At 57.7% G+C, this 23,350-nt stretch carries 27 protein-coding genes and 1 tRNA gene; 16 read left to right on the forward strand and 12 right to left on the reverse strand.

Annotated elements, in window-relative coordinates:
- From VHE58_03270 to ccsA, 7 genes are all read right to left on the reverse strand, one after another.
- A partial coding sequence (locus VHE58_03270; GenBank protein HVS26307.1) for a hypothetical protein occupies positions 1–215 on the reverse strand: 215 nt, incomplete at its 3' end.
- Positions 216–260: 45 nt separating this feature from the next.
- Positions 261–890 (reverse strand): dephospho-CoA kinase, encoded by a 630-nt coding sequence (gene coaE / locus VHE58_03275; GenBank protein ID HVS26308.1) that lies wholly within the window; start codon positions 888–890, stop codon positions 261–263.
- Complete coding sequence (locus VHE58_03280; protein ID HVS26309.1) at positions 887–1,753, reverse strand: A24 family peptidase; 867 nt, start codon at positions 1,751–1,753, stop codon at positions 887–889. Before VHE58_03280 ends, coaE begins: the two co-directional genes overlap by 4 nt.
- Before the next feature lie 145 nt (positions 1,754–1,898).
- Positions 1,899–3,125 carry a type II secretion system F family protein gene (locus VHE58_03285; GenBank protein ID HVS26310.1) on the reverse strand — a complete coding sequence of 409 codons (1,227 nt, stop codon included), beginning with the start codon at positions 3,123–3,125 and terminating at the stop codon, positions 1,899–1,901.
- A gap of 45 nt (positions 3,126–3,170) precedes the next feature.
- Positions 3,171–5,003, reverse strand: a complete 1,833-nt coding sequence (locus VHE58_03290; protein ID HVS26311.1) for an ATPase, T2SS/T4P/T4SS family — start codon at positions 5,001–5,003, stop codon at positions 3,171–3,173.
- A gap of 96 nt (positions 5,004–5,099) precedes the next feature.
- Positions 5,100–6,332 (reverse strand): HlyC/CorC family transporter, encoded by a 1,233-nt coding sequence (locus VHE58_03295; GenBank protein ID HVS26312.1) that lies wholly within the window; start codon positions 6,330–6,332, stop codon positions 5,100–5,102.
- Between the two features lie 124 nt (positions 6,333–6,456).
- A complete protein-coding gene (gene ccsA, locus VHE58_03300) occupies positions 6,457–7,284 on the reverse strand; it encodes a cytochrome c biogenesis protein CcsA (protein HVS26313.1) in 828 nt (275 codons plus the stop codon).
- Positions 7,285–7,359: 75 nt separating this feature from the next.
- On the opposite strand from ccsA, the gene ffh reads away from it, so the two are divergent.
- Positions 7,360–8,706 (forward strand): signal recognition particle protein, encoded by a 1,347-nt coding sequence (ffh, locus tag VHE58_03305; protein ID HVS26314.1) that lies wholly within the window; start codon positions 7,360–7,362, stop codon positions 8,704–8,706.
- 156 nt (positions 8,707–8,862) lie between these two features.
- On the opposite strand, the gene VHE58_03310 is transcribed toward ffh, so the two are convergent.
- Positions 8,863–9,384, reverse strand: a complete 522-nt coding sequence (locus VHE58_03310) for a methyltransferase domain-containing protein (GenBank protein ID HVS26315.1) — start codon at positions 9,382–9,384, stop codon at positions 8,863–8,865.
- A 530-nt stretch (positions 9,385–9,914) separates the two neighbouring features.
- Between VHE58_03310 and rpsP the strand changes: the two genes are divergently transcribed.
- The 6 genes from rpsP to xerD all read left to right on the forward strand — a co-directional run bounded on the left by rpsP (position 9,915) and on the right by xerD (position 13,303).
- Positions 9,915–10,169, forward strand: coding sequence for a 30S ribosomal protein S16 (rpsP, locus tag VHE58_03315; protein HVS26316.1), 255 nt, complete (start codon positions 9,915–9,917; stop codon positions 10,167–10,169).
- Complete coding sequence (gene rimM, locus VHE58_03320; protein HVS26317.1) at positions 10,150–10,662, forward strand: ribosome maturation factor RimM; 513 nt, start codon at positions 10,150–10,152, stop codon at positions 10,660–10,662. The genes rpsP and rimM overlap by 20 nt, the downstream gene beginning before the upstream one ends.
- Positions 10,663–10,672: 10 nt before the next feature.
- Positions 10,673–11,431, forward strand: a complete 759-nt coding sequence (trmD, locus tag VHE58_03325; protein HVS26318.1) for a tRNA (guanosine(37)-N1)-methyltransferase TrmD — start codon at positions 10,673–10,675, stop codon at positions 11,429–11,431.
- 3 nt (positions 11,432–11,434) lie between these two features.
- Complete coding sequence (gene rplS, locus VHE58_03330; protein ID HVS26319.1) at positions 11,435–11,833, forward strand: 50S ribosomal protein L19; 399 nt, start codon at positions 11,435–11,437, stop codon at positions 11,831–11,833.
- Between the two features lie 98 nt (positions 11,834–11,931).
- Positions 11,932–12,414: a methylated-DNA--[protein]-cysteine S-methyltransferase gene (locus tag VHE58_03335; protein HVS26320.1), complete on the forward strand. Its 483-nt coding sequence runs from the start codon at positions 11,932–11,934 to the stop codon at positions 12,412–12,414.
- On the forward strand, positions 12,401–13,303 hold the full coding sequence (gene xerD, locus VHE58_03340) for a site-specific tyrosine recombinase XerD (protein HVS26321.1): 903 nt from the start codon (positions 12,401–12,403) through the stop codon (positions 13,301–13,303). The genes VHE58_03335 and xerD overlap by 14 nt, the downstream gene beginning before the upstream one ends.
- 275 nt (positions 13,304–13,578) lie before the next feature.
- On the opposite strand, the gene VHE58_03345 is transcribed toward xerD, so the two are convergent.
- On the reverse strand, positions 13,579–13,932 hold the full coding sequence (locus VHE58_03345; GenBank protein ID HVS26322.1) for a dihydroneopterin aldolase: 354 nt from the start codon (positions 13,930–13,932) through the stop codon (positions 13,579–13,581).
- A 62-nt stretch (positions 13,933–13,994) separates the two neighbouring features.
- Here VHE58_03345 and plsY point away from each other — a divergent pair, with 62 nt between their 5' ends.
- Positions 13,995–14,597 carry a glycerol-3-phosphate 1-O-acyltransferase PlsY gene (plsY, locus tag VHE58_03350; GenBank protein HVS26323.1) on the forward strand — a complete coding sequence of 201 codons (603 nt, stop codon included), beginning with the start codon at positions 13,995–13,997 and terminating at the stop codon, positions 14,595–14,597.
- 11 nt (positions 14,598–14,608) lie between these two features.
- Here the strand turns inward: plsY and tsaD are convergent, their stop codons facing one another.
- Complete coding sequence (tsaD, locus tag VHE58_03355) at positions 14,609–15,643, reverse strand: tRNA (adenosine(37)-N6)-threonylcarbamoyltransferase complex transferase subunit TsaD (GenBank protein HVS26324.1); 1,035 nt, start codon at positions 15,641–15,643, stop codon at positions 14,609–14,611.
- 98 nt (positions 15,644–15,741) lie between these two features.
- Between tsaD and rpsU the strand changes: the two genes are divergently transcribed.
- From rpsU to VHE58_03390, 7 genes are all read left to right on the forward strand, one after another.
- Complete coding sequence (gene rpsU / locus VHE58_03360) at positions 15,742–15,954, forward strand: 30S ribosomal protein S21 (protein ID HVS26325.1); 213 nt, start codon at positions 15,742–15,744, stop codon at positions 15,952–15,954.
- A gap of 110 nt (positions 15,955–16,064) precedes the next feature.
- Positions 16,065–16,520 (forward strand): GatB/YqeY domain-containing protein, encoded by a 456-nt coding sequence (locus VHE58_03365; GenBank protein ID HVS26326.1) that lies wholly within the window; start codon positions 16,065–16,067, stop codon positions 16,518–16,520.
- A gap of 324 nt (positions 16,521–16,844) precedes the next feature.
- Positions 16,845–18,599, forward strand: a complete 1,755-nt coding sequence (dnaG, locus tag VHE58_03370; GenBank protein ID HVS26327.1) for a DNA primase — start codon at positions 16,845–16,847, stop codon at positions 18,597–18,599.
- A 49-nt stretch (positions 18,600–18,648) separates the two neighbouring features.
- Positions 18,649–20,532, forward strand: coding sequence for an RNA polymerase sigma factor RpoD (rpoD, locus tag VHE58_03375; GenBank protein ID HVS26328.1), 1,884 nt, complete (start codon positions 18,649–18,651; stop codon positions 20,530–20,532).
- Between the two features lie 79 nt (positions 20,533–20,611).
- Positions 20,612–20,685: transfer RNA gene (locus VHE58_03380), tRNA-Ile, on the forward strand.
- 154 nt (positions 20,686–20,839) lie between these two features.
- Positions 20,840–21,304 (forward strand): YbhB/YbcL family Raf kinase inhibitor-like protein, encoded by a 465-nt coding sequence (locus VHE58_03385; protein ID HVS26329.1) that lies wholly within the window; start codon positions 20,840–20,842, stop codon positions 21,302–21,304.
- Between the two features lie 57 nt (positions 21,305–21,361).
- Complete coding sequence (locus VHE58_03390; protein ID HVS26330.1) at positions 21,362–21,820, forward strand: hypothetical protein; 459 nt, start codon at positions 21,362–21,364, stop codon at positions 21,818–21,820.
- A gap of 336 nt (positions 21,821–22,156) precedes the next feature.
- Here VHE58_03390 and VHE58_03395 read toward each other — a convergent pair whose 3' ends face one another.
- Positions 22,157–22,603, reverse strand: coding sequence for a DUF3617 domain-containing protein (locus tag VHE58_03395; GenBank protein ID HVS26331.1), 447 nt, complete (start codon positions 22,601–22,603; stop codon positions 22,157–22,159).
- Positions 22,604–22,725: 122 nt separating this feature from the next.
- Positions 22,726–22,968, reverse strand: coding sequence for a DUF3567 family protein (locus tag VHE58_03400; protein HVS26332.1), 243 nt, complete (start codon positions 22,966–22,968; stop codon positions 22,726–22,728).
- A 161-nt stretch (positions 22,969–23,129) separates the two neighbouring features.
- Here VHE58_03400 and VHE58_03405 point away from each other — a divergent pair, with 161 nt between their 5' ends.
- Entirely contained in the window at positions 23,130–23,342 is a 213-nt protein-coding gene (locus VHE58_03405; protein ID HVS26333.1) for a KTSC domain-containing protein, read from the forward strand.
- The last annotated feature ends 8 nt before the right edge of the window (positions 23,343–23,350 follow it).

Raw genomic sequence — 23,350 nt, forward strand, 5'->3', positions numbered from 1 at the left:
TCCACGGGGCCGCGGCGTCGGCTTTCCGGGATGGGATGCGCGAAGCGAGCCGCGTCGAATAGCCGTTGCCTATTCGCAAGGCGAGCGACAAAGCAGACCGCCCGGAAAGCCACGCCCCATCCGGGTTTGCACGAAAAATGCCCATCTGCTGCGTTGCGCTTCTCGGCATCGTAGTCCGGGCTACGACCTTCGTCGCGCGCCTTGCATCTAAGCATTTTTCGTGTCAAACGCGGTTCCCGGAGAGTTTTCCAACACCCTGTTTAATCCGCAGCCGCAGCGCGCGCGCGATGGGCATCCGCCAACTCGAGATAATGGCGGTGCAGAGCCTCGACCCGCTCACCGAGTTCGGCCAGTCCGCCGTCATTGGCGAGCACATCGTCGCCGAGTTTCAACCGCGCCGTACGCGAAAGCTGCGTTTTCATGATGGCGCGCACTTCCACCTCGCTCAAGTCGCTGCGCGCCATGGCGCGCGCAATTTGCTGCGCCTCACTGCAATCGACGACCAATACTCGTTGCACTTGCTCGCGCAAACTGCCCGTTTCGAGCAGAAGCGGCACCACCAGAATTGCATAGGGCGCATTGCGGGAAGCAAGTTGCTGCAGGGCTTTGGCGCGGATCAATGGATGCAGCAGGGCTTCCAGTTTTTTTCGCGCTTGCGCATCGGCAAACACTTTGCGGCGCAGTTCGGCGCGGTTGAGAGCACCATCCGATTGGAGGACTTCTTTGCCGAATTGCTCGAGGATCGCGGACAGTACCGGGCTGCCGGGTCCAGTAAGTTCATGCGCGATAACATCAGTGTCGACCAGCGTCGCGCCGCGCTCGGCAAACAGGCGCGCCGCGCTGCTTTTGCCGCAGCCGATGCCGCCGGTCAAGCCCACCGTGAAAGTCATAACCGCAGTGTGCTGGAATACAACTGGTTGAGGGCAGGCCCCCAGATGAGCGCGATCAACCCGGCCGCCGCAAGATAAGGCCCGAACGGAATCGGCGCGTTGCGGCTGCGGCCTTTCACGGCCATCAGCAGAATGCCGACTACCGCACCAACGAAAGATGAGAGCAGAATCACCAGCGGCAGCATCTGCCAGCCGAACCAGGCGCCGATGGCGGCGAGCAGTTTGAAATCGCCGTAGCCCATGCCTTCCTTGCCGGTGGCGAATTTGAACAGCCAGTATACCGCCCACAACACCAGATAGCCGGCAACCGCGCCGATGATCGCCGATTGCAGATTGGCAAACACTCCGCTCAGATTGAGCAGTAGGCCCGCCCACAGCAGGGGAAGCGTGATGTCGTCGGGCAGCAGTTGCGTATCGAGATCGATGAAAGTGAGCGCAATCATGCACCAGGCGAAAACCAGCGCGGCAAGAGCGGCCGGGCTGAAACCGAAATGCCAGGCAATGCCGGCGCTCACCAGGCCGGTGAGTGCTTCGACCAAGGGATAGCGGCTGGCGATGGGGGCGTGGCAGCCGGAGCATTTGCCGCGCAGCCAGAGGTAGCTCAGGACCGGGATGTTCTCCAGGGCGGTGATGGGCTTGCCGCAAGCCGGACAGGCGGAGCGCGGCACAATCAAATTGAAGCGCGGCGCGGGAGCGGGCGTCTCGCCTTCCAATTCCGCGCATTGCATCTGCCATTTCTGCTCCAGCATTTTCGGCAGACGGTGGATGACGACATTGAGAAAACTGCCCATCATCAAGCCCAACACCAGGCAGGCGATGACCAACGCCAAGGGCGATGTTTGCAAGAGATGGAAAAACGCCATGATTGATTCAGCGGTACGTTAGGGGAGGTTGCAACTTTAGCGGGTATCGGCTGCCGCATGCTGCACAGCCGCGGCGGCGGTTTACACCAACCGCTGTTTTCGGGCCCGGGCTGTTCGTTTTGCGGCCGGAAAGGCTTTATTCCTTTTACACCGCCTGGCCCATCTTGAAGATCGGCAGATACATGGCGATCACCAGGCCGCCGATCAGCGTGCCCAGTACCACCATGATCACCGGCTCCATCAGGCTGGAGAGCGCATCCACTGCGTCGTCGACATCGCCTTCGAAGAAGTCCGCCACCTTGCCGAGCATGCTGTCGAGGGAGCCGGATTCTTCGCCGATGGCCACCATCTGCAGCACCATGTTGGGGAACACCCGGCTGTTTTGCATCGCCACGGTAAGACTGGTGCCGGTGGTGACTTCGCTTTGGATCTGCTTGGTCGCCTCGTAGTAGACAAAGTTGCCGGCAGCGCCCGCCACGGAGTCCAGCGCTTCCACCAGCGGCACGCCGGCGGCAAACATGGTGGAAAGCGTGCGGGTCCAGCGGGCAATGGTGGCTTTTTGGATCAGTGGTCCGAATACTGGCAGTTTCAGCATCAGGCGGTCCATGAAGGCCTGCATTTTCTCGGAGCGCTTCCAGGTGTAGAAAAAGAACCACAGGCCAAAGCCGATTCCGCCAAATATCGCGTACCAGTATTTGACGAAAAAGTCCGAAATCGCCATCACCACAAGTGTTGGCGTGGGAAGGTCTGCGCCGAAACCGGAAAAGAGATCCTTGAATGCCGGGATGACAAAGATCATGATCACCGCGGTGATGATGAACGCCACCACCACAATCGATATCGGGTAAAACAGCGCCGATTTTATTTTGCTCTTGATGGCAAGAATTTTTTCCTTGTAGGTGGCCAGGCGATCCAGCAGGGTGTCGAGAATACCGGCCGCTTCGCCCGCGCCCACCAGGTTGCAAAACAAGCTGTCGAAGTACAACGGATATTTCCTGAACGCCTGGCTCAGGCTGCTGCCGGTTTCCACGTCGGTCTTGATGTCGAGCAGGAGTTTGGACACCGCCGGGTTGCTGTTTCCCTTGCCGACGATATCGAAGGCCTGCAGCAGCGGGACCCCCGATTTCATCATAGTTGCCAGTTGTCGCGTGAATAGAGTGATGTCTTTGTCTCTAACTTTGCCGCGGCCAAGGCGCTGCCTCTTGACTTTGGTGACTTGAACGCCCTGGCGCCGTAGCGAAGCCCGGACCACGGCTTCGCCGCCGGCCTTCATCTGACCGGAGATGGTTTTGCCTGACTTGTCCTTGCCTTCCCAGGCAAACAGTAATTCCTTGACGTCTTTTTTTGCCGCTGCGGTTGCTGCGGTTGCCATGTGTGTCTCCTTAGTTACTGCTGACGGTTTTGCTTCAAGCCCGGCTTATTTTATACATACCGCCCGCACTTGGTGCATGTCAGTGAGCCCATGCAGTACCTTTTCGATTCCGTCCTGTTTCAGTGTGCGCATGCCTTCGGAAAGGGCGGTCACCAGTATTTCCGCGACACGCGCATGTTCCTGGATATTTTTCTTAAGCATATCGGTGCCGACGAGAAGCTCATGCAGGCCGATCCGTCCGCGGTAGCCGGTGCCACTGCAATTATCGCAGCCTACCGGCTCGTAAAGCGTGAACTGGCCTTTGTTGTCGGCAAACTGTTTCACCCATTCGCCATGGATTTCCTTGATTGCCGCGTTCGGGTCTTTTTGCCAAACCGGGGTATTTTTGAGTTCCTCACAATATTCCATCAGAAGCAGCTTGGTTTCATCCGCGGTGGCAACGTGCGCTTTCTTGCAGCTGGAGCAGATCTGCTTGGCCAGGCGCTGCGCCAGCACTCCCAGCAGCGCGTCGGCGAAGTTGAACGGGTCCATGCCCATGTCCAGCAGCCGGACGATGGACTCCGGCGCGCTGTTGGTGTGCAAGGTGGCAAACACCAGGTGGCCGGTTAACGACGCCTCGATGCCGATGGAGACAGTTTCCTTGTCGCGCATCTCGCCGACCATGATCACATCCGGATCACAACGCAGGAACGCGCGCATGGCTGTGGCGAAATTAAGCCCTGCCTTGGGATTCATTTGCACCTGGCGCAGGCCTTCCTGGGTGATTTCCACCGGGTCTTCCGCGGTCCAGATCTTGGTTTCCGGGGTGTTGAGATAGCTCAGCACCGAGTGCAGCGTGGTGGTCTTGCCGGAACCGGTCGGGCCGCACACTAAAAAAAAGCCGTAGGGCTTGCTGACGATTTCTTTGAGCGTTTTCAGATTGCGCGCATTCAAGCCCAGGTTATCAATCGGAATCGGCTTGCCGGCGGAAAGTATCCGCATCACTACATCTTCCATTCCGCCCTGGGTCGGACAGGTGGCGACCCGCAACTCGACATCCAGAGGACCAAATTTCTTGAACTTGATCTTGCCGTCCTGTGGCTTGCGCTTTTCCGAGATGTCCAGGTCGCACATGATTTTGATTCGCGCGATCAGCGCCTGGCGGTAATTCGACGGGACTTCAATATAGGGTAGCAACGACCCGTCCTTGCGGAAACGGATCTTGGTTTTCTGCTTGCCCGGACGGGGCTCGATGTGAATGTCGGACGCGCCCTGGTTGTAGGCATCAACGACGATTTTGTTGACGAGCTTGACCAGTTCGTTGTCCGCCGCTGCGGAGACATCGTCGCCGACGCCTTCCTCCGCGACTTCCTCATCGAGATTGCCCAGCAGATCGCCGATGGAGCCGGAATCTTGGGCGACCAGTTTGTCGATGTTGGCCTCGGCAGACTCAACGGCTTTGTTAATAAGCGGGCCGAGCTTGTCATCCTCGACCGCGACGGGTTCCACCGTCAACCCGGTCTTGAACTTGATTTCATCCAGCACCGCCAGGTTGGTGGGATCGGAAAGCCCGACAAACAGCCGGTTGCCGCGCTTGAATAAGGGCAACGCCCGCCCGCCGCGCATTATTTTTTCGTCGAGCACGCCCTTGGGAAAATGTCCGGAATCGATGGCGTTGAGATCGAGCTGCGGGTAGCCGAAGGTTTGCGAGACGAACTCGCAAACTTCAACTGCCCTGATTTTGTTGGTTTGTATCAGTTGCTCCACAAAGCCGATGCCGGAACTGGCGGCTTTGGCCTGGATGGCTTCGGCGTCAACCGGCAGCAGGCGGCCCTTTTGCACCAGGGTGCGCGCCAGACTGCTCAGGCTGCTCAGGCTGCTTTGTATGGTGGCGACCATTTTTGCTCCGGTTTTGTGAAAAAAATCACAAAAAACAAATAGAAATAATGCACTTGTCAATGTGCTTTGTAAAGACGGGCGCCCCGGCCGCAAGGGCTATTGCGGCTCGATGACCTGCTGGGGGTAAAAGCGCACTACTTTTACCACCCGATCCTGGGTTTGCACGATTTCCACCGGGTAGCCGGCGATTTTCAGGCTGGTGCCGGTTTCGGGAATGTCACGGAAATGCTCGAGGATCAGGCCGTTCAGGGTTTTCGGCCCGTCCAGCGGCAATTTCAGTCCAAGCTTGCGGTTGAGGTCGCGCAGCAGACTGCCGCCTTCGACCAGGAAACTGCCGTCTTGCTGCTCGTGCAGCATCAGACTTTTCGCCGGCGAATGCGTGGTGAATTCGCCGACGATTTCCTCAACTATGTCTTCGATGGTGACCAGCCCCATCAGCTCACCGTATTCGTCCACCACCAAGCCCAGGCGGTCCTGGTTTTCCTGGAACAGCTGCAATTGCGAAAACAAGGGTGTACCGGCCGGAATGAAATAGGCTTCGCGCAACATCCCGCGCAGGTTCTCAGCGTTGAACTGCTGCTCGAGGCCCAAATTGAGCGCTTTGCGCACGTGGAGAATGCCGACGATGTTGTCCAATTGACTCTGGTACACCGGCAGCCGGGTGTGATAGCAGGTGGCAAGCTGGCGGCGTATCACCTCTTGCGGCGCTTCGATGTCGACGGCCTCAATGTGGTTGCGCGGCGTCATCACGTCGTTCACCGTGATGTTTTCCAGCTCTAACAGGTTCAACAGGATGCTTTGGTGTTTTTGCGGAATGAAATGGCTTGCTTCCAGCACCAGCGTGCGCAGTTCTTCAAGGCTGAGTTTGTGCGCCTCCACGGCGGGTTTGAATCGCAGCAGCCAAAGCAAGGCTTTGGCGAAAAGGTTAACGATCCACACCGCGGGGTAAGACAGCTTGAGCAGCGGCGTGAGCAGATAGCTTGCCGGGAGGGCGATGCGCTCGGGCTGGGAGGCGCCGATGATTTTCGGCGTGATTTCGCTGAACACCAGCAGCATGAAGGTGATGCACACGGTGCTCAAGCCCAGCACGATTTCCTTATCACCAAAAAGCTGCACGGCGATAATGGTGCTCAAGGTGGTGGCCGCGGCGTTGAGCAAGGTGTTGCCGAGCAGAATCACGCCGAGCAGCTTGTCGGTTTGCGCGAGCAGCTGCGAGGTGAGCTTGGCGCCGCGGCTGCCGACTTGCACCAGGTGCCTCAACCGGTAGCGGTTGAGCGCCATCATGCTGGTTTCGGAGATGGAGAAAAACGCGGAGATAATAAGGAGCAAGCCGAGCGCAGCAAATAATACGCTTATGGGAATTTCATCCAAAGGGATTTAACGATCGAGTAAGGAGACGAATTGAGTATCAGTTGCGCGCTTGCTTCTTGTCAAGCCGTACCGCACGGGAACATCAGCGGTGCAGAATTACTTCCAGCACAAACTTGCTGCCGATATAGGCCAGGATCAGCGCGATAAAGCCGGCAAGCGTCCAGTGCGCGGCGGTGCGCCCGCGCCAGCCGTAGATTTTCCTGCCGCCCAAAAGCGCAGCGAAAATTCCCCAGGAAATGAAGGCGAATAGTGTCTTGTGCGTAAACGGCGCCGGCTTATGAAAGAGCTCTTCCGAAAACAGGATGCCGCTGATCAGCACCAGCGTCAAAAGGACGAACCCCACATTGATGATGCGGAAGAGCAGCGTCTCCATGGTGAGAAGCGGCGGCAGGCTGTTGAGCATAGCCGGCAAGGCGCCGAGATGCAGACGGCGTTCCACCAGCATCATCAGCACCGCGTGCAATGCGGCGATGGTAAGCAGGCCGTAGGCGAGCATGGACAGCAGGAAATGCACACGGAATGCCGGAAGCCCGGTGTTGGAAAGCATGTGTGTCGTGGGCAGGAGTAAGGGGGCGAGCACACACGCCGCGGCCAGGGGCAACACCAGCGCCTGCAGGCCTTCGAAGTTGTAAAAGAAGCTCACCAGCCAGTACAGCAGCACCGCCAGCCATAATATTGCAGACAGCGCATTGCCCACGCCGAGGTTCACGCCGGCGCCGGTGAAAGTGGAGTGATGGAGCAGCGCGCTGTGCAGAACAAATGGCACGAGAATCGCGAATCTTTCCCATTGCATCGGCGCGGCAACGCCGCCGGATTCGGGCGCGGCGAGCTGCCAGCGTGTGCGCCAGAAATGAAAACCCAGCAGGGCGTAAAGCAGGGCGATAATCAGATAAGGTAAAATGGCCGGCATGTACTGAAAAGATTGGTGTTTCTTTTTCCAGTCTACACCAACTGAATCTCCAAGGCATTAATCGGCGCCAACACCATGCTCGACAATCTTGCGCAACGGCTTTCCGGCGTCATCAAGACCCTGCGCGGTCAGGCGCGGCTTACCGAAACCAATATTCAGGATGCGCTGCGCGAAGTGCGCATGGCACTGTTGGAAGCCGATGTGGCGCTGCCGGTGGTGAAGGAATTCATCAACCGCATAAAAGAAAAGGCACTCGGCCAGGAAGTGTTGGGAAGCCTCACACCCGGCCAAGCTGCGATCGGTGTGGTGCATCATGAGCTTGCCCAGCTCATGGGGAGTTCCCATGTCGGGCTTGATCTCGCCACCGCGCCGCCCGCGGTGATTCTGCTCGCGGGCCTGCAGGGCGTGGGCAAGACCACCACTGCCAGCAAGCTCGCTCGGATTCTCCAGGCGCAAAAGAAAAAAGTGCTGCTCGCGAGCTGCGACGTGTACCGCCCGGCGGCGGTTGAGCAGTTGCGCACGCTGGCAAAGCAACTCAATGTGGATTTCTTCCCGGTCGAGGCGGGAAGCAGGCCGGTCATGATCGCGCAAAACGCGCTCGATTTTGCGCGCAAGCATTTTCATGACGTGCTGCTCGTCGACACCGCGGGCCGCCTCGCTATTGATGAGACCATGATGCGCGAAATCGGCGAACTGCATGCCATGCTCAGGCCGATTGAAACCCTGTTCGTGGTGGACGCGATGCAGGGACAGGACGCAGTGAATACCGCCAAGGCGTTCAACGACGCACTGCCGCTCACGGGCGTAGTGCTTTCCAAACTCGACGGCGATGCGCGCGGCGGCGCGGCGCTGTCGGTGCGCTTTGTCACCGGCAAACCCATCAAGTTTGCCGGCGTCAGCGAAAAGCTGGACGGATTGGAACCCTTCCATCCCGAGCGCATGGCTTCGCGCATTCTCGGCATGGGCGATGTGCTCTCGCTCATCGAGGAAGTGCAGCGCGGAGTGGATCAGGAAGAAGCGAAAAAACTTGCGCAGAAAGTCAAGCAGGGCAAGGGTTTTGACTTGGAAGACTTCAAGGCGCAAATCCAACAGATGCGGAAAATGGGGGGGTTAGCCAAGCTCGTCGACAAACTGCCCGGGGAAATGGGGCAAATGGCGCAAAACGCGCAGATGGATGAAAAAACGATTCGCCGCGTCGAGGGCATCATCAATTCCATGACCCCGCAAGAGCGGGCCAAACCGGAAATCCTCAAGGCCTCGCGCAAACGACGCATTGCCGCCGGCGCCGGGGTGACAGTGCAGGAAGTAAATCGCCTGCTCAACCAGTTCGAGCAAGTGCAGAAGATGATGAAAATGATGTCAAAGGGCGGGATGGGAAAGATGATGAGGGGCATGAAAGGCATGTTTCCGGGCATGCGTTAGAGATGCCGGGACTGGCCCGGCGGGCCAGTGAGAAAGGCAAATTGTTTCTATCTCAACCGGGATTTGCCTGCCAAACCTCAGCGGCGCAAAAAGGGGGCAATCAAGAGCAGATTTTACCTTCCTAAACAGCCGCCCTTTTATTCGGCGGCGTGTTTTTCAACCACGTATAGAACCGAATTGCGAGCTATGCCGTGTTTGTCGAAAGCAGCTGCGCCAAAGTGCTCCACGGTGTAAAAATGCACCGTGAAGCCCGCTTTTTTGCAGTCTTGTCACCAAGCCGTTTTCTCCCGCGCGGGAATACTGTCTCAGGTGATCGTCCTGGCCGAAATATTTCCAGCGGCCCTCCGGCGAGGTGATAGAGGTATCTTCATGGGTGTCTTGCAGCACAGTGATGATAGGCACCATGACGATGCCGAATCCACCAGGTTTTAAAATTCGGTGCAGCTCGCGCATGGCTTTTTGGTCGTCAGGCACATGTTCCAAAATGTGCGAACAGAGAAACATGTCAATCGAGTCGTTTGCATAAAGCGCCATGTCAGTGATGTCGACCCGATCATCGGCGGTTTTGCGGTGCAGGTCGGCGCTGCGGTAATCGAGTGAGGAGCACGTCCGCAGCTTTCTGGATAGCGGCAATGAGGGTGCGAAATCCACGAATTTGTAAACTTTGTCCTGTTTCAAGGTCTGGAATCTCTCCTCGAGGAAAAGCGCATACAGCCGGTCCCGGTCGGAGGCGTCGCACGAGGGGCAGGAATAGGCGGAAACATTCAGGGTTTCAAACGATTCGACGGGATAAACAAACCCGTATTCCTCGAGCTTTCTCAAAAAGGACTTGAAAATGGGCTTGAAGCATTTGAGCCGGGTGTTGCAAACGGGACAAAGGTGGGTACTGCCCAAATACTTCGGCAATTTAAGTTTCCGCAGAAGAGCTTTGTTGAAATCCTTAAGCTTGTAGTCTTTAATACAGATAAAGCGCGCGTTTTATGGCTTGGGTTGGCATCAGTTTCTTCTCAAGGCTTGCGACACGGGTAACAGGTAGGGAATTCTATAAGGAAGTGGCAAAGCCGAGGTAAAATTTGCAGCCGGCAAACAGACCTGATGCGGATTACCGCGACTGAACAGACCGCGGCACCGTGCTCTTTTCCCCTTGCCAAGCTCTCGTAAATCAGCGTAAAATCACCGCCTTTCTGGATTTTCTGGGTGGGTGGATTATGGTCGTGATTCGACTATCGCGCGGTGGTGCCACAAAGCGCCCGTTCTTCAACGTAGTGGTGGCGGACAAGCGACGCTCGCGCGACGGCAAATTTATCGAGCGCATCGGGTTTTACGACCCGAAAGCGCCGGAAGGCCATGAGACGCTACGCATCCAAATGGACCGGATTAACCACTGGCAGGGCCGCGGCGCAAAACTCAGCGACACCGTGGTGCGGCTCATCAAACAGCTTGGTGCGCAAAAAGCCGCTTGAAAAAATGGTGGCGATGGGGCGGGTTACCGCTCCGTATGGTGTGAAGGGCTGGATCAAAATCCAACCGTATACCGAAACGTTGGAAAGCCTGACTCGCCACACCTCATGGTGGGTGGGTGAAGAAAGCGAGTGGCGTGAAATCGCTGTGGCTGAGGCCAGGCCGCACGGCAAAACAGTAGTGGCGAAGCTGAAAAACGTAGAAGACCGCGCGGCGGCGCTAAGCCTCAAAGGCGCCCATATCGCGGTGAAGCGCAGCCAATTGCCGCAAGCCAAAGCCGGAGAATATTACTGGGCCGATTTGCTCGGCCTGCAGGTGGTGAACCTCGACGGCGTGGAATTGGGGACGGTAAAAAACCTGTTCGCCACCGGAGCCAACGATGTATTGCGGGTAATGGGTGAGCGCGAACGCCTCATTCCGTTCATTCCCCAAGTGGTGCGCGAAGTGAATCTGGCTCAAGGCGTGGTGCGGGTGGATTGGAGCCTGGATTACTAAAGACGCCCCGATGCTCCACTTCGACGTCATCACGCTGTTCCCGCCGATGTTCGAGGCGCTCACCGAATACGGGGTTACCCGGCGCGCCCGGGAAGAAGGACGGTATCAGTTAAAGGTTTGGAATCCGCGGCAGTTCACTACGAATAATTACCACACGGTGGACGACCGCCCTTTTGGCGGCGGGCCGGGAATGGTGATGCTGGCGGAGCCGCTGGAGCAGGCGATTGAACAGGCCAAGCTGCATCAGCGCGAAGCGGGTGTCGGGCAAACGCGAGTCATTTATTTATCGCCGCAAGGCACGGTTTTGAACCATGCCTGGGTGGCGGGACTCGCAAGGCAGCCGGGATTAATATTGCTCGCCGGACGTTATGAAGGCGTGGACGAACGGCTGATTACCCGCCAGGTGGACGAGGAAATCTCGCTGGGAGACTACGTGCTCTCCGGCGGGGAACTGGCGGCGCTGGTGCTGATGGACTGCATCATCCGCCAACTGCCCGGCGTGCTGGGCGATGCGCAGTCGGCGGAGCAGGATTCGTTCGTGAACGGCCTACTTGACTGCCCGCACTATACGCGCCCGGAAGCGTATGCGGGGATGGGCGTGCCGCAGGTCCTGCTCTCCGGCCATCATGCGGAAATCAACCGCTGGCGGCTCAAGCAAATGCTGGGGCGCACCTGGCTGCGGCGCCCGGATTTGCTCGCCAAGCGCGGGTTAAGCGACGAGGAGCGCAAACTCCTCGACGAATTCAAACAGGAACAGGGCAAGGAGTAAGCGATGGACCTGATCAAACAGCTCGAATCCGAGGAAATCAAGCGGCTTAACAAGAGCATTCCGGATTTCGCCCCCGGCGATACCGTGGTGGTGAACGTCAACGTGGTGGAAGGCGACCGCAAGCGCATCCAGGCTTACGAAGGCATAGTGGTGGCGAAGCGCAACCGCGGGCTCAACTCCTCCTTCATCGTGCGAAAAGTGTCGTCCGGCGAAGGCGTGGAGCGGACTTTCCAGACCTATTCGCCGCTGATTGCCAGCATCGAGGTCAAGCGCAAAGGCGATGTATCCCGCGCCAAGCTCTATTACCTGCGTCAGCGCTCCGGCAAGTCGGCGCGCATTCGCGAAAAACTGGAAAGCCAGGTCATGGATGGAACTCTGCCGGAAACCCCCGGCCAGCAATAATCGCGCTGCGTTTTTGTTTTTAAGGCCGCACGACGGGAAGCGGTCAAGCAGGCACTCAAGCGATTGTAGTTTACGCCCAACTGCGCTATCTTTTGCGTATGCGTCAAGCCGAAATCCAGGGTGAATACCAGGCGAAACTCAAGACCCCGTTTGCGGTGCTCGGCATACGCCACCAAGGCGAATGCCTCACGCGGATCGATTTCCTACCGCGCCAGACCCGGGCGCTTTCTCCGCAAACCTTCTTCGCCGCAAAAGTGTGCCGTCAGCTTGAAGCTTACCTGCGCGACCCGGAAGCACGTTTCAATCTGCCGATGAAGCTGAGCGGCACGCCTTATCAGCAAAGAATATGGCGGGCCATCCAGCAGATTCCGCGCGGGCGCACGCTGACCTATGGCGAGATTGCACGCAAGCTGTTTTCGGGGCCGCGAGCGGTGGGGCAGGCATGCGGCGCCAATCCGATTCCCCTCGTTGTGCCCTGCCACCGCGTGCTGGGGAGCGGCAACCTGGGCGGTTTCATGAACTGCGACGAGGGTGACCCGCTGGCGATCAAGCGCTGGCTGCTCAAGCATGAGCGGGGTTGAGGAAAGCCTGCTCGATGAATTCTGCGACGCCCTGTGGCTGGAGGACGGGCTTTCGCTCAATACCCTTGCGAGTTACCGCAGTGATTTGCTGAAATTCGTGCAGTGGTTGAGCAAAAAGAACCGCATACCGCTGCTCGATACCCGGCAACAGGACATCGAGGATTTCCTCGCGCATCAAGTGCTGGCCGCCAAAGCGCGCGCGCGTACCACCAGCCGCGAGCTATCCAGTCTCAGGCGTTTTTTCCGTTTTGCCCTGCGCCAGGGCAGGATCAAGGCCGATCCCACCCTGCGCATCGATTCCCCCAAGCTGCCGCGCGGCCTGCCCAAAAGCCTGACGGAAGGCGATGTCGAGTCCTTGCTCAATGCACCGCGGGTGGATACGCCGCTCGGCTTGCGCGACAAAACCATGCTGGAAGTGCTCTACGCCAGCGGCTTGCGCGTGTCGGAACTGGTGAGCCTGAAAATTCTGCAGGTGAGCCTCGACATGGGCGTGGTGCGGGTAATGGGCAAGGGGTCGAAGGAGCGGCTGGTGCCGCTGGGCGAAGAAGCGCTGACCTGGATCAAGCGCTATCTGGATGAAGCGCGGCCGGATTTGCTCAAAGGAAAAATGAGCGATGCACTGTTTGTCACGGAGCGCGGGCAGGCGATGACGCGCCAGGCTTTCTGGTATTTGCTGCGCCGCTATTGTGCGCAGGCCGCGTTCAAGAAACCGGTTTCACCGCATACTTTGCGGCACGCCTTCGCCACGCATCTTCTCGATCACGGCGCCGATTTGCGCGTGGTGCAGTTGCTCTTGGGCCACGCCGATATTTCCACCACGCAGATTTACACTCACGTGGCGCGGGAACGACTGAAACAGCTGCATGCCAAGCATCATCCACGAGGTTAAGGAACCTCTGATTCAGTCCTTCGTGAGCCGCGTTGCGGTCGAGAAGGCCGTAGATGCAAGGCGCGCGACGAAGTCCATAGTTTACGCTCTGGACGAGGAGCGCAACGCCGCAGATGCGGCCTTATTCGCCGCAACCCTTTCGGGACGGGGCTTTGCGGGTGGTCTACTTTGTCGCGCTCCTTGCGAAGGGGGTCAACCATTCGCTGCGTCGCGCTTCGCGCATCCCATACCGCAAAGCCGCCGCCGCGGTCACGCGGGACTAAATTAGAGGTTCCCTATTTCTTGCCTCTTTCAATGGTCACGCCCAAGCGCTTGATGCTGCGCATGAGTCCGAGCTTGGCGACGCTGACTTTCACCCATGGGGCGCCGAATTCCTTCATAATCAGCTCGGCGAGATGTTCGGCGAGCCGCTCAAGCAGCGAGAAGTGCTGCTCGGACAGGGTTTGCCGCAAGCGCGCCACCACCCTGCCGTAATCAATGGTGTCGTTGATCGAATCGGTTTTGTACACCTTGCTTTGCGGGATGCCGATTTCCAGGTCGAGCTGTATGGTCTGCGGCACTTTGAGCTCCCATTCGTAAATACCGATGAGGGTCTCGATCTTGAATTCATGTATGAAGATGATGTCCATGCGGCGATCAACCGTGTATTTGGGCCTGGCAGGCGGGAAAGGCGGATTGTAGAATATTTGCCATGATGACGATAGTAATTGTTATGGGCGCGTACCTGCTGGGCTCGGTATCGTTCGCCGTTCTGACGAGTCAGTTCTTTCACCTGCCTGACCCGCGCAGCTATGGCTCGAAGAATCCCGGCGCAACCAATGTGCTGCGCTCCGGCAAGAAAGCCGCTGCGGCGTTGACGCTGGTAGGCGACGCAGCGAAAGGCTGGCTAGCGGTATGGCTGGCCAAATCTATCGCTCCGCAATACGGCTTGAGCCAGGAGGTGATCGTGGCGGCTGTGCTGGCAGTTTTCCTCGGTCATTTGTATTCGATTTTCCTGCGCTTCCAAGGCGGCAAGGGCGTGGCCACCGCGCTGGGTGTATTGCTCGCGTTGGATGTTTGGCTGGGACTGGCGACGCTGGCGACGTGGATCATGGTATTCGTGATCTCGCGCATTTCCTCGCTTTCCGCGCTCACCGCAGCGGCACTCATGCCGGTTTATTCGCTTTATGTTTTCGGCTTGAGCAGCATCACGCTGGCGGTTTTAAGTATGAGCCTGCTGCTCATCTGGCGCCACAAGTCGAATATTAAGAACCTCATCGCCGGCACTGAGAGTGACTTCAAAAAGTCCGGCTAGCGCCGGCTTCCTCAAGCGGCGGTTGCTTCCGGCAATTCCAGATCCCAGCGCGGTTTGACGCTGAAGCCCCTCAATCCCGAATCCCGAATCCCGAATCCTGTTTTTTGGAGCCGCAGGGCGCCGGCGAAAGCAATCATTGCGCCGTTGTCGGTGCAAAATTCCAGTTCGGGATAAAACACGCGGATGCTCTTGCGCGCGGTTTCCACCGAGAGCTTCTCGCGCAGCCCGCGGTTGGCACCCACGCCGCCTGCCACCACCAGCCGCTTCAATCCGGTTTGCTCCAGCGCGGCAAGCGACTTCGCTACCAGCACCTCGACAATCGCTGCTTCAACCGCCGCCGCGATATCGGCGTGTATTTGCTTGCTGGATGATTCTCGATTGACCAGCATCCGCACCGCAGTTTTGAGCCCGCTGAAACTGAAATTGAGGTCGCCGCTCGCGAGCATCGGCCGCGGCAATTTGTAGCGGCGTGCGTCGCCTTGTTGAGCCAGGCGCGATAGCGCCGGTCCGCCGGGGTAGCCCAAGCCCAACAGCTTGGCGCTTTTGTCGAACGCTTCTCCCGCCGCATCGTCCACGGTCTCTCCCAGGAGCGCGTATTGGCCGACGCCGCTCACCTGCATGAGCTGCGTGTGGCCGCCGGAAACGAGCAGAGCGACAAAGGGAAATTCAGGCGCAGGCCTGGAAAGCAGCGGCGAGAGCAGGTGGCCTTCCAGATGATGAATGCCCAGCACCGGCTTGTTAAGCACGTAACCCAGCGCGGCGGCGATGCTAGCTCCCACCAAAAGCGCCCCCACCAACCCGGGGCCCCGGGTATAGGCGATGGCGTCAATATTATTCAGGCTTAAGCCAGCCTCAACCAGAACCTGCCGGGTGAGCGGGAGCACCCGCCGGATGTGGTCGCGCGAAGCAAGTTCCGGCACCACCCCGCCGTATTCGTCGTGCATCGTCACTTGCGAGTAGAGCGCGTGCGCCAGCAGGCCGCGCCCGCTGTCGTAGAGCGCAATCCCGGTTTCGTCGCAGGAGGTTTCAATGCCCAGAACCCGCATGGAGCCGTTCCAAAATGAAAAAGCTTAATTATACTTTCAAAACCGCTAGATGCTTGTTACAATGCACGGTTTGTTGAATTTGAAGTCCAAGGAGTTTTATGCCGAGCGTCAGAGTCAAGGAAAACGAGCCGTTTGAAGTGGCGCTGCGCCGTTTCAAGCGCTCAATTGAGAAAACCGGGCTGCTTACCGAGCTGCGCGCCCGCGAGTTCTACGAAAAACCCACCGCCGAGCGTAAGCGCAAGCTCGCCGCTGCGGTAAAACGCCATTACAAGCGGCTCCGCAGCCAAATGCTTCCGCCCAAGCTTTATTAGGATTCAGGAACCAAGGAGTCAGGATTCAGGGCGCGTAGGTTACGCCTGCAGAATTGCTTTCTATCTGGTTTGTTCCAAATCCTGAATCCCGCATCCTGAATCCTGAATTTATGTCGCTCAAAGAACGTATCACCGAAGACATGAAAGTGGCAATGCGCGCCAAGGACAGCGCGCGTCTTTCGGCAATCCGGCTGCTGCTTGCCGCCATCCAGCAGCGCGAAGTCGACGAGCGCATCCAGTTGACCGCCGCCGCCGTGGTGAGCGTCATTGAAAAAATGCTCAAGCAGCGCCGCGATTCCATCCGGCAATTCGAAGCGGCAGGCCGTCAGGATTTGGCCGACATTGAGAAATTCGAAACCACGGTGCTGCAAGCCTACATGCCCGCCGCGATGAGCGAAGCCGAAATCACTGCGGCGGTGGCGGAAGCGGTGAGCGCGAGCGGCGCCAGCAGCATCCAAGATATGGGCAAGGTGATGGCCGTGCTGAAACCTAAATTGGCGGGAAAAGCCGATATGGCCAGGGTTTCGGCGCTGGTCAAAGCGAGATTGGCCGCCGCGACACGGTAGGCGAAGCCCGGGTGCGGGAGCGGAGGCAGGCGACCGGTAAAATCGTTGTAAATGCGGAGCTCTTGCGCCCAGTTCCGCACAACGCTACGCGCAACCGGGCGCGCCGGTCTGCAACCGGACCAGCAAGAACCATTCCTGTTTTGTTTCGCAACTTTTCCGGCACGCATTTTTTTTGTAAGACCCCGTTTCCCAAGCCGGCATAAGTAGTGTGCGGCCGTCCGATGAGGGCGAAAAAGTGTCCTATAATGGGATTGGTATGACCAGGACACCGCAGCACTCTGAGTCGAGAAGGCGCATGCTGATCAATCTATCCGGCCTTCCATCGTGATTGCACAGAGTTTCATTCGTGAACTGCTTAACCGCGTGGACGTCGTTGCCGTCGTTGAACGGCACGTGCCGCTCAAGAAGGCCGGAGCAAATTATGTCGCGCGCTGCCCGTTTCACAGCGAAAAAAGCCCTTCGTTCACGGTGAGCCCCAGCAAACAGTTTTATCACTGCTTCGGCTGCGGCGCGCACGGCAACGCCATTGATTTTCTCATCGAGCAGACCGGCATGGGTTTTGCCGAGGCGGTGCGCGAGCTGGCGGCGATGGCTGGCATGAAAGTAGTGGAAGACAAATCCGATGCTCCGCGCCGCAAGCGCGATGACGAGGTGGATTGGTCCGAGCTGATGCTCAAGGCCTCACAGTATTACAAATCCCAACTCAAGCAGTCGGAAAAAGCCATTGCCTATCTCAAGAACCGCGGCTTGAGCGGTGAAATCGCCGCCCGCTTCGGCATCGGTTATGCACCCGCGGGCTGGCAAAACCTCGCCGCTGTTTTTCCCGATTATTCAGCGAAGACCCTGCTCGAAACCGGACTGGTGAAAGAGAGCGAAGAAGGCCGGCGCTACGACATTTTCCGCGACCGCATCATGTTCCCGATCTTGAGCGAACGCGGCGCGGTGATTGGTTTTGGCGGGCGCGTGCTGGATGCGGGAGAGCCCAAGTATCTCAATTCGCCGGAGACGCCGCTTTTTGAAAAAGGCCGCGAACTCTATGGTTTATATCAGGCGCGCAAAGCTATACGCGAGGCGGGAAAAGGCATCGTGGTGGAAGGCTACATGGACGTTGTGGCATTGGCCCAGCATGACATCGGCTGCGCGGTGGCTACGCTGGGAACGGCCACCACCGGCATGCAGGTGCAGAAACTCCTGCGCCATACTGACAACGTGGTGTTTTGCTTCGATGGTGACGAGGCCGGCCGCCGCGCCGCCTGGCGCGCGCTGGAAAACAGCCTCGCCTATGTCGCGGACGGCAAGAATTTGAGCTTCCTGTTTCTGCCGGAAAAACACGACCCGGATACTTTTATCAGGGAAAACGCCAAGGCCGGGTTTGAAAAACTGCTGAAAGAAGCGCTGCCGCTCTCGGCCTTGCTTCTGCGCGAGCTTACTTCGCGCGTGAACATGAAAAGCGAGGAAGGCCGCGCGCGCTTCTTGCAAAGCGCAAGACCGCTGGTGACGCTGATTACCGCGCCGGTGCTGGGTTTGATGCTGAGAAAGCGCCTGGCCGAACTCGCCGGGATAAGTCAGAGTGAACTGGAGTCGCTTTACCTAATCAAACCTCGGGTGAGGGCGCAAACGCCGCAAAAAGTGACGCGCAAGCTGCCTTCGCTTGCCCGAAAACTGCTGCAGGTTTTGCTGTTCCAACCCGAGTTTGCCGGCCGCTTTAACGCGGTATTGCCGGAATCGCCGGTCGAATTCCAGGCGCTTAAGGCCTTGCTTGAAATTCTGCACACAGAACCGCATTTGCAGAGCGCCGCCGCCATCGTGGAAGCGTTCCGCGGCGCCCCCAATGAGGCACTGATGCGGGAAGTAGGTAAAGAGCTTTTTCTCTGGGAAGAGAAGAAGCTCTCTAAAGAGGATTTGGCCCATGAATTCGAAGGGGCGCTGGCGCAGCTTGGGGAACTGGAGCGCAAAGCGAGGATTGAGCAGCTTTCCAGCAAGTCCAAGAGCCAGGGCTTGAGCAGCGAGGAAAAGCGGCTCTACCGCCAGCTGTTGCGGCGCGAGCCGGCGGTTATGGAGAACGGGAAGACGGCTTGATTTAGTTTATAATCGTAAACTTTTTAATTTAGCGGCGGAAACGAAAGTTATGGCGAAGGAAAGTGAAAAGCTCCAAGCGCAAGTGATCGACGCCGAACAGCGGCGCATGCGGCTGAAGAACCTTATCGTCCTGGGTAAGGAGCGCGGCTATTTAACTTACGCCGAAATCAACGACCACCTCCCGGACGACATGCTGGATGCCGAGCAGATCGAGAATATCATCAGCATGATTAACGACATGGGCATCCAGGTCTACGACGAGGCGCCGGATGCCGAAGTGCTGCTGCTGTCCGATGCCGCGCCGCCGGTCGCCGACGAAGACGTGGTGGAAGAGGCCGAAGCCGCGCTGTCTACCGTGGATTCCGAATTCGGGCGCACCACCGATCCGGTGCGCATGTACATGCGCGAAATGGGCTCGGTGGAGCTGCTCACGCGCGAAGGCGAAATCGAAATCGCCAAGCGCATCGAAGATGGCCTGAAGCACATGATTCAGGCGATTTCCGCCTGTCCCACCACTATCGCCGAAATTCTCGAGCTTGCCGCCAAGATCGAGCGCGGCGAGATGCGCATCGACGAGCTGATTGACGGCCTGATTGACGCCGAAACCGACGAAGTCATCGGCGAGGACATTTCCGAAGCCGAAGTCGAGGACGAAGACGTTGATGAAGAGGAAGAGGACCCGGAAGCCGCAGCCGCGCTCGCCAATGAAAGCCTTGAGCTTCTTAAAAGAAAAGCGCTGGAGCGCTTTGCGGTGATTCGCCAGGCGTTTCACAAGATGCAACAGGTGCTCGCCAGAAAAGGCTCGCGCCACAAGCTATACAAGGAACTGCAGGAAAGGATTTCCAACGAATTTATGGGCATTCGCTTCACCGCCAAACAGGTGGAGGCCCTGTGCGACAGCCTGCGCCGGCTGGTGGACGAAGTTCGCAGCTACGAGCGCGAAATCATGCAGCTTTGCGTCAGCAAATCCAGCATGCCGCGCCCTTATTTCATCAAGACTTTCCCTGGCAACGAAGGCGACCTCGACTGGGTGAAGAGCGAAGTCGCGGGTCGCAAGCCGTACAGCGAAGCGCTTGGGCGCTATGAAGCGGCGATTGTCGAACAGCAGAATCTATTGCTCAAGCTGCAGGCGAAGGTCGGTATCCCGATCAAGGACCTGAAGGAAATCAATCGCCAGATGTCCACCGGCGAAGCGAAGGCACGGCGCGCCAAGCGCGAGATGACCGTGGCCAATCTGCGGCTGGTGATTTCGATTGCCAAGAAATACACCAACCGCGGGCTGCAATTCCTCGACCTCATCCAGGAAGGCAATATCGGCCTGATGAAGGCGGTGGACAAGTTCGAATACCGCCGCGGTTATAAATTCTCAACTTATGCGACCTGGTGGATTCGCCAGGCGATTACGCGCTCCATCGCCGACCAGGCGCGCACCATCCGCATCCCGGTGCACATGATCGAGACCATCAACAAGATGAACCGCATCTCGCGGAAAATCCTCCAGGAGACCGGGCAGGAGCCCGATCCGGCGACGCTGGCCGAGAAAATGGAGATGCCGGAGGAAAAAATCCGCAAAATCCTCAAGATTTCCAAGGAGCCGATTTCGATGGAGACGCCGATCGGCGATGATGACGATTCGCATCTTGGCGATTTCATCGAGGACGCGGCGACCATGGCGCCCAACGACGCGGCAGTGTACGCCAGCCTGAGGGGCGTCACCAAGGACGTGCTGGACACGTTAACCCCGCGCGAAGCCAAGGTGCTGCGCATGCGCTTCGGCATCGAGATGAACACCGACCACACGCTGGAAGAGGTTGGCAAGCAGTTCGACGTCACCCGCGAGCGCATCCGCCAGATAGAAGCGAAGGCGCTGCGGAAACTGCGCCATCCCTCGCGCTCGGAGCGGCTGCGCAGTTTTCTCGATCAGGAGAACTAAACATCATTTCCCTCTTCCTCCGCGGAAGAGGGCGGGGTTGAAGTGCAACCCCGTCACTACTTTTTACTTCCCACTACACGGGCCTGTAGCTCAGTCGGTTAGAGCAGAGGACTCATAATCCTTTGGTCGCTGGTTCGATTCCAGCCGGGCCCACTCACATTGCAGTTTCGCCTTGACGGTTGTAACCTTGCTTTCGGTGACTGCTCGGTATACGAAATTTATTTTGGCGGGAATACTGGGGTTCGCTATCTTTGCGGCGGGCGCCACTAAGATGGCTTTCCCCGCGAACGGCAAGGAGGGTAATGCCATGGCCATGACTTTGTCGTCTTCGGCTTTCAGCCACAACGGCGCCATTCCCAAAAAATACACCTGCGACGGCGAAGACATTTCTCCGCCGCTCGCATGGTCGGGTGTGCCGGCGGGGGCAAAAAGCTTGGTCCTGATTGTCGATGACCCCGATGCGCCGGATCCCGCTGCGCCGCGGATGACCTGGGTACACTGGGTGCTTTACAACATTCCTGCTGCTGCCAACAGTTTGGCTGAAGCGATCAAAAGCCTGCCGGCCGGAACAATACCAGGATTGAATGACTGGCAGCGCACGGGTTACGGCGGCCCCTGTCCGCCGATCGGCCGCCATCGTTATTTTCACAAGCTCTACGCGCTCGATGCGGCCTTGCCGGATTTGGGCAAACCGACCAAAGCGGCGGTGGAGAAAGCGATGCAAGGGCATACCTTGGCGAAAGCCGAATTGATCGGGACTTATCAACGTTAATTGTCCAGTAACGCAATGCTGGTTGTGTTGTCCGGTTTGTGCTATAAATTTAACCGCATGAAAAACAGCCGACGCCCCACCTTCATTGTCACCGCAATTTGGGTTGTGGCCTTTCTAGCCGGCTGCAGCAACAACCCCACTCTGACCACCTCGGCCGCAGCTGAAAACGCCGAGCCCGGCAAGTTCCAGCCACTAACAGATATTCCGATTCCCAATGGCGCCAAGCTCGATTCCGACAAATCATTGATTCTCGGCCCCGCGGACCACTGGCTGGGGCGCGCGGTGCTTAAGGTGGGTTTGGCGGCGAATGAAGCGACGGTTTTTTACCAGAATCAGATGCCTTCGTTCGGCTGGGAGCTGATTACTATGGCGCAGGGAAAGGTGACCAATATGACTTTCTCGCGCGCGGATCGCATCGCTTCAATACAAATCGAAGGCGAGACGTTTGGCGGCTCACACGCCACCATCATTATGTCGCCGCGCCAACCGAAGCAGGAACCGTCGAAAACCAAGTAATAAGGAACCTCTGATTAAGTCCCGCGCGTGACGCGTTGCAGGCGAGAGGCGGCCAGATGCTAGACGCGAGGGCGTAGCGCTATCAAGTCATAACGCAAGCCCGAGCAACGCCGCAGATGGCCGCTCAGTCGCCGCAACCCGAAGGGACGGGGCAATCCGTGCGCATGGCTTTGTTGTTCGTCGCTGGTTTGGCATCAACCAAACGGCGCTCCTTACGCCTCGCCCTGCACCCGGATTGCACACCGTCGCGTACGTGATGGACTTAATCAGAGGTTCTCTAACGCTTATAATAAAACAGCCCGCCTGAGCGGGCTGTTTTATTTCCGGCTTGCGATTTTACTTTTTGCATTCTCCCATACGTTTGCCACTGAAGGTCTGAGTCATTTCCGTTTCCCGGCCTTTGTCACCGATTTTCATTTTGGTGCCGCCGGCGAAGCTGTCGCCGTTGTAAGTGACGGTGCCATTCCCGGTCATGGGGTTGGGGTCGGTGCAGACAAGGCTCCAGCTCGCTTTGTTGCCTTCGACCTTGTAGTCCTTGACCTGGCAGTTTTTGTTGCGGCTATCCGGCTGATGGATTTTGCCGCGGCCTTGTTCAATGTCTTTTTTAGTGACGCAGTGCTGTACGGTGTGTGCGGGCAGGTTTTTGGGCATGCCGGAAATTTCTATCTTGGTGGTGATTTCCCACAAGCCTTCCTGCATGTTGGGCAAAGTGTTGGCAGCGGCAAACGATATTGCCGGGAAGATTGAAACCGCGAGCAAGCTGGCAAGCTGCCAAATTTTCATGGTCTAACTCTGCCGGTTTTCCGGGATTTTGTTAAGACCATCATGCTAGATGGTAGCACAGGTTCAGGGTCGAGAGAAAAGAAGGAGGACGGCCCGCCGCTCGCATCGGCAGGCCGAAGGTTTCAGTGATAGACCGTGGGTTGATTCATCAGCCCGTCGAAATTGCCCAGAAATTCATCGACGATTTCGGCTGAGGGACTCACCGCTATCACGTTCGCCAGCGATTGGCGGAAAGCCGAGGCGATGTCGCCGCGCAAGAAAGTCCCCATGCCGTGCTGCCGGTTAATCAGCTCAAATCCGTTTTGGCCGGGGTATTCCGCCACGTAATAGTGCGGGCTGCTGTACACAACATTCATTGAGTTCATAGCAACACCTCATATTTCATGCGCAGGCTGAAAGGCTTTCAGCGTAACTAAAGCATTTAGCGTTCCAGTCCGCATTTAGTTATCCAATATGGGTGCAAAGGGCGGTTTTTCAAGGGATTGGGCAAGTCTTGGTAAAATAATAAACTAAGGAGGAATGCTTTATGGAGCGCAAAAGCGTCAATTCCGGCAGCATCCGCTCGGTGGGTTACGAGGCACGCGAGCAGTTCCTGAAAATCGAGTTTACCCACGGCGGTATTTATCAGTATTCGCGGGTTTCGTGGGAGATTTACCGCCGGCTGATGGTGGCGCCTGCCATGGCGAGCTATTTCAAGGACGTGATTGAGGAAGGTTATAGCGTGAAGCGCATCCGCTAGGCGGGTGG

The sequence above is a fragment of the Burkholderiales bacterium genome, assembly GCA_035543335.1.
In the GTDB taxonomy this organism is placed as follows: domain Bacteria; phylum Pseudomonadota; class Gammaproteobacteria; order Burkholderiales; family JAHFRG01; genus JAHFRG01.

Bases quoted from the DNA above. Each gene is read 5' to 3' on its own strand.
- VHE58_03385 (HVS26329.1), top strand. From the start codon at position 20,840: ATGGCCATGACTTTGTCGTCTTCGGCTTTCAGCCACAACGGCGCCATT.
- rpoD (HVS26328.1), top strand. From the start codon at position 18,649: ATGGCGAAGGAAAGTGAAAAGCTCCAAGCGCAAGTGATCGACGCCGAA.
- trmD (HVS26318.1), top strand. From the start codon at position 10,673: ATGCTCCACTTCGACGTCATCACGCTGTTCCCGCCGATGTTCGAGGCG.
- plsY (HVS26323.1), top strand. From the start codon at position 13,995: ATGATGACGATAGTAATTGTTATGGGCGCGTACCTGCTGGGCTCGGTA.
- tsaD (HVS26324.1), bottom strand. From the start codon at position 15,643: ATGCGGGTTCTGGGCATTGAAACCTCCTGCGACGAAACCGGGATTGCG.
- VHE58_03285 (HVS26310.1), bottom strand. From the start codon at position 3,125: ATGGCAACCGCAGCAACCGCAGCGGCAAAAAAAGACGTCAAGGAATTA.
- VHE58_03405 (HVS26333.1), top strand. From the start codon at position 23,130: ATGGAGCGCAAAAGCGTCAATTCCGGCAGCATCCGCTCGGTGGGTTAC.
- VHE58_03290 (HVS26311.1), bottom strand. From the start codon at position 5,003: ATGGTCGCCACCATACAAAGCAGCCTGAGCAGCCTGAGCAGTCTGGCG.
- coaE (HVS26308.1), bottom strand. From the start codon at position 890: ATGACTTTCACGGTGGGCTTGACCGGCGGCATCGGCTGCGGCAAAAGC.
- rpsU (HVS26325.1), top strand. From the start codon at position 15,742: ATGCCGAGCGTCAGAGTCAAGGAAAACGAGCCGTTTGAAGTGGCGCTG.
- rpsP (HVS26316.1), top strand. From the start codon at position 9,915: ATGGTCGTGATTCGACTATCGCGCGGTGGTGCCACAAAGCGCCCGTTC.
- xerD (HVS26321.1), top strand. From the start codon at position 12,401: ATGAGCGGGGTTGAGGAAAGCCTGCTCGATGAATTCTGCGACGCCCTG.
- VHE58_03390 (HVS26330.1), top strand. From the start codon at position 21,362: ATGAAAAACAGCCGACGCCCCACCTTCATTGTCACCGCAATTTGGGTT.
- ffh (HVS26314.1), top strand. From the start codon at position 7,360: ATGCTCGACAATCTTGCGCAACGGCTTTCCGGCGTCATCAAGACCCTG.
- VHE58_03400 (HVS26332.1), bottom strand. From the start codon at position 22,968: ATGAACTCAATGAATGTTGTGTACAGCAGCCCGCACTATTACGTGGCG.
- VHE58_03395 (HVS26331.1), bottom strand. From the start codon at position 22,603: ATGAAAATTTGGCAGCTTGCCAGCTTGCTCGCGGTTTCAATCTTCCCG.
- rplS (HVS26319.1), top strand. From the start codon at position 11,435: ATGGACCTGATCAAACAGCTCGAATCCGAGGAAATCAAGCGGCTTAAC.
- ccsA (HVS26313.1), bottom strand. From the start codon at position 7,284: ATGCCGGCCATTTTACCTTATCTGATTATCGCCCTGCTTTACGCCCTG.
- VHE58_03335 (HVS26320.1), top strand. From the start codon at position 11,932: ATGCGTCAAGCCGAAATCCAGGGTGAATACCAGGCGAAACTCAAGACC.
- VHE58_03345 (HVS26322.1), bottom strand. From the start codon at position 13,932: ATGGACATCATCTTCATACATGAATTCAAGATCGAGACCCTCATCGGT.
- VHE58_03365 (HVS26326.1), top strand. From the start codon at position 16,065: ATGTCGCTCAAAGAACGTATCACCGAAGACATGAAAGTGGCAATGCGC.
- VHE58_03280 (HVS26309.1), bottom strand. From the start codon at position 1,753: ATGGCGTTTTTCCATCTCTTGCAAACATCGCCCTTGGCGTTGGTCATC.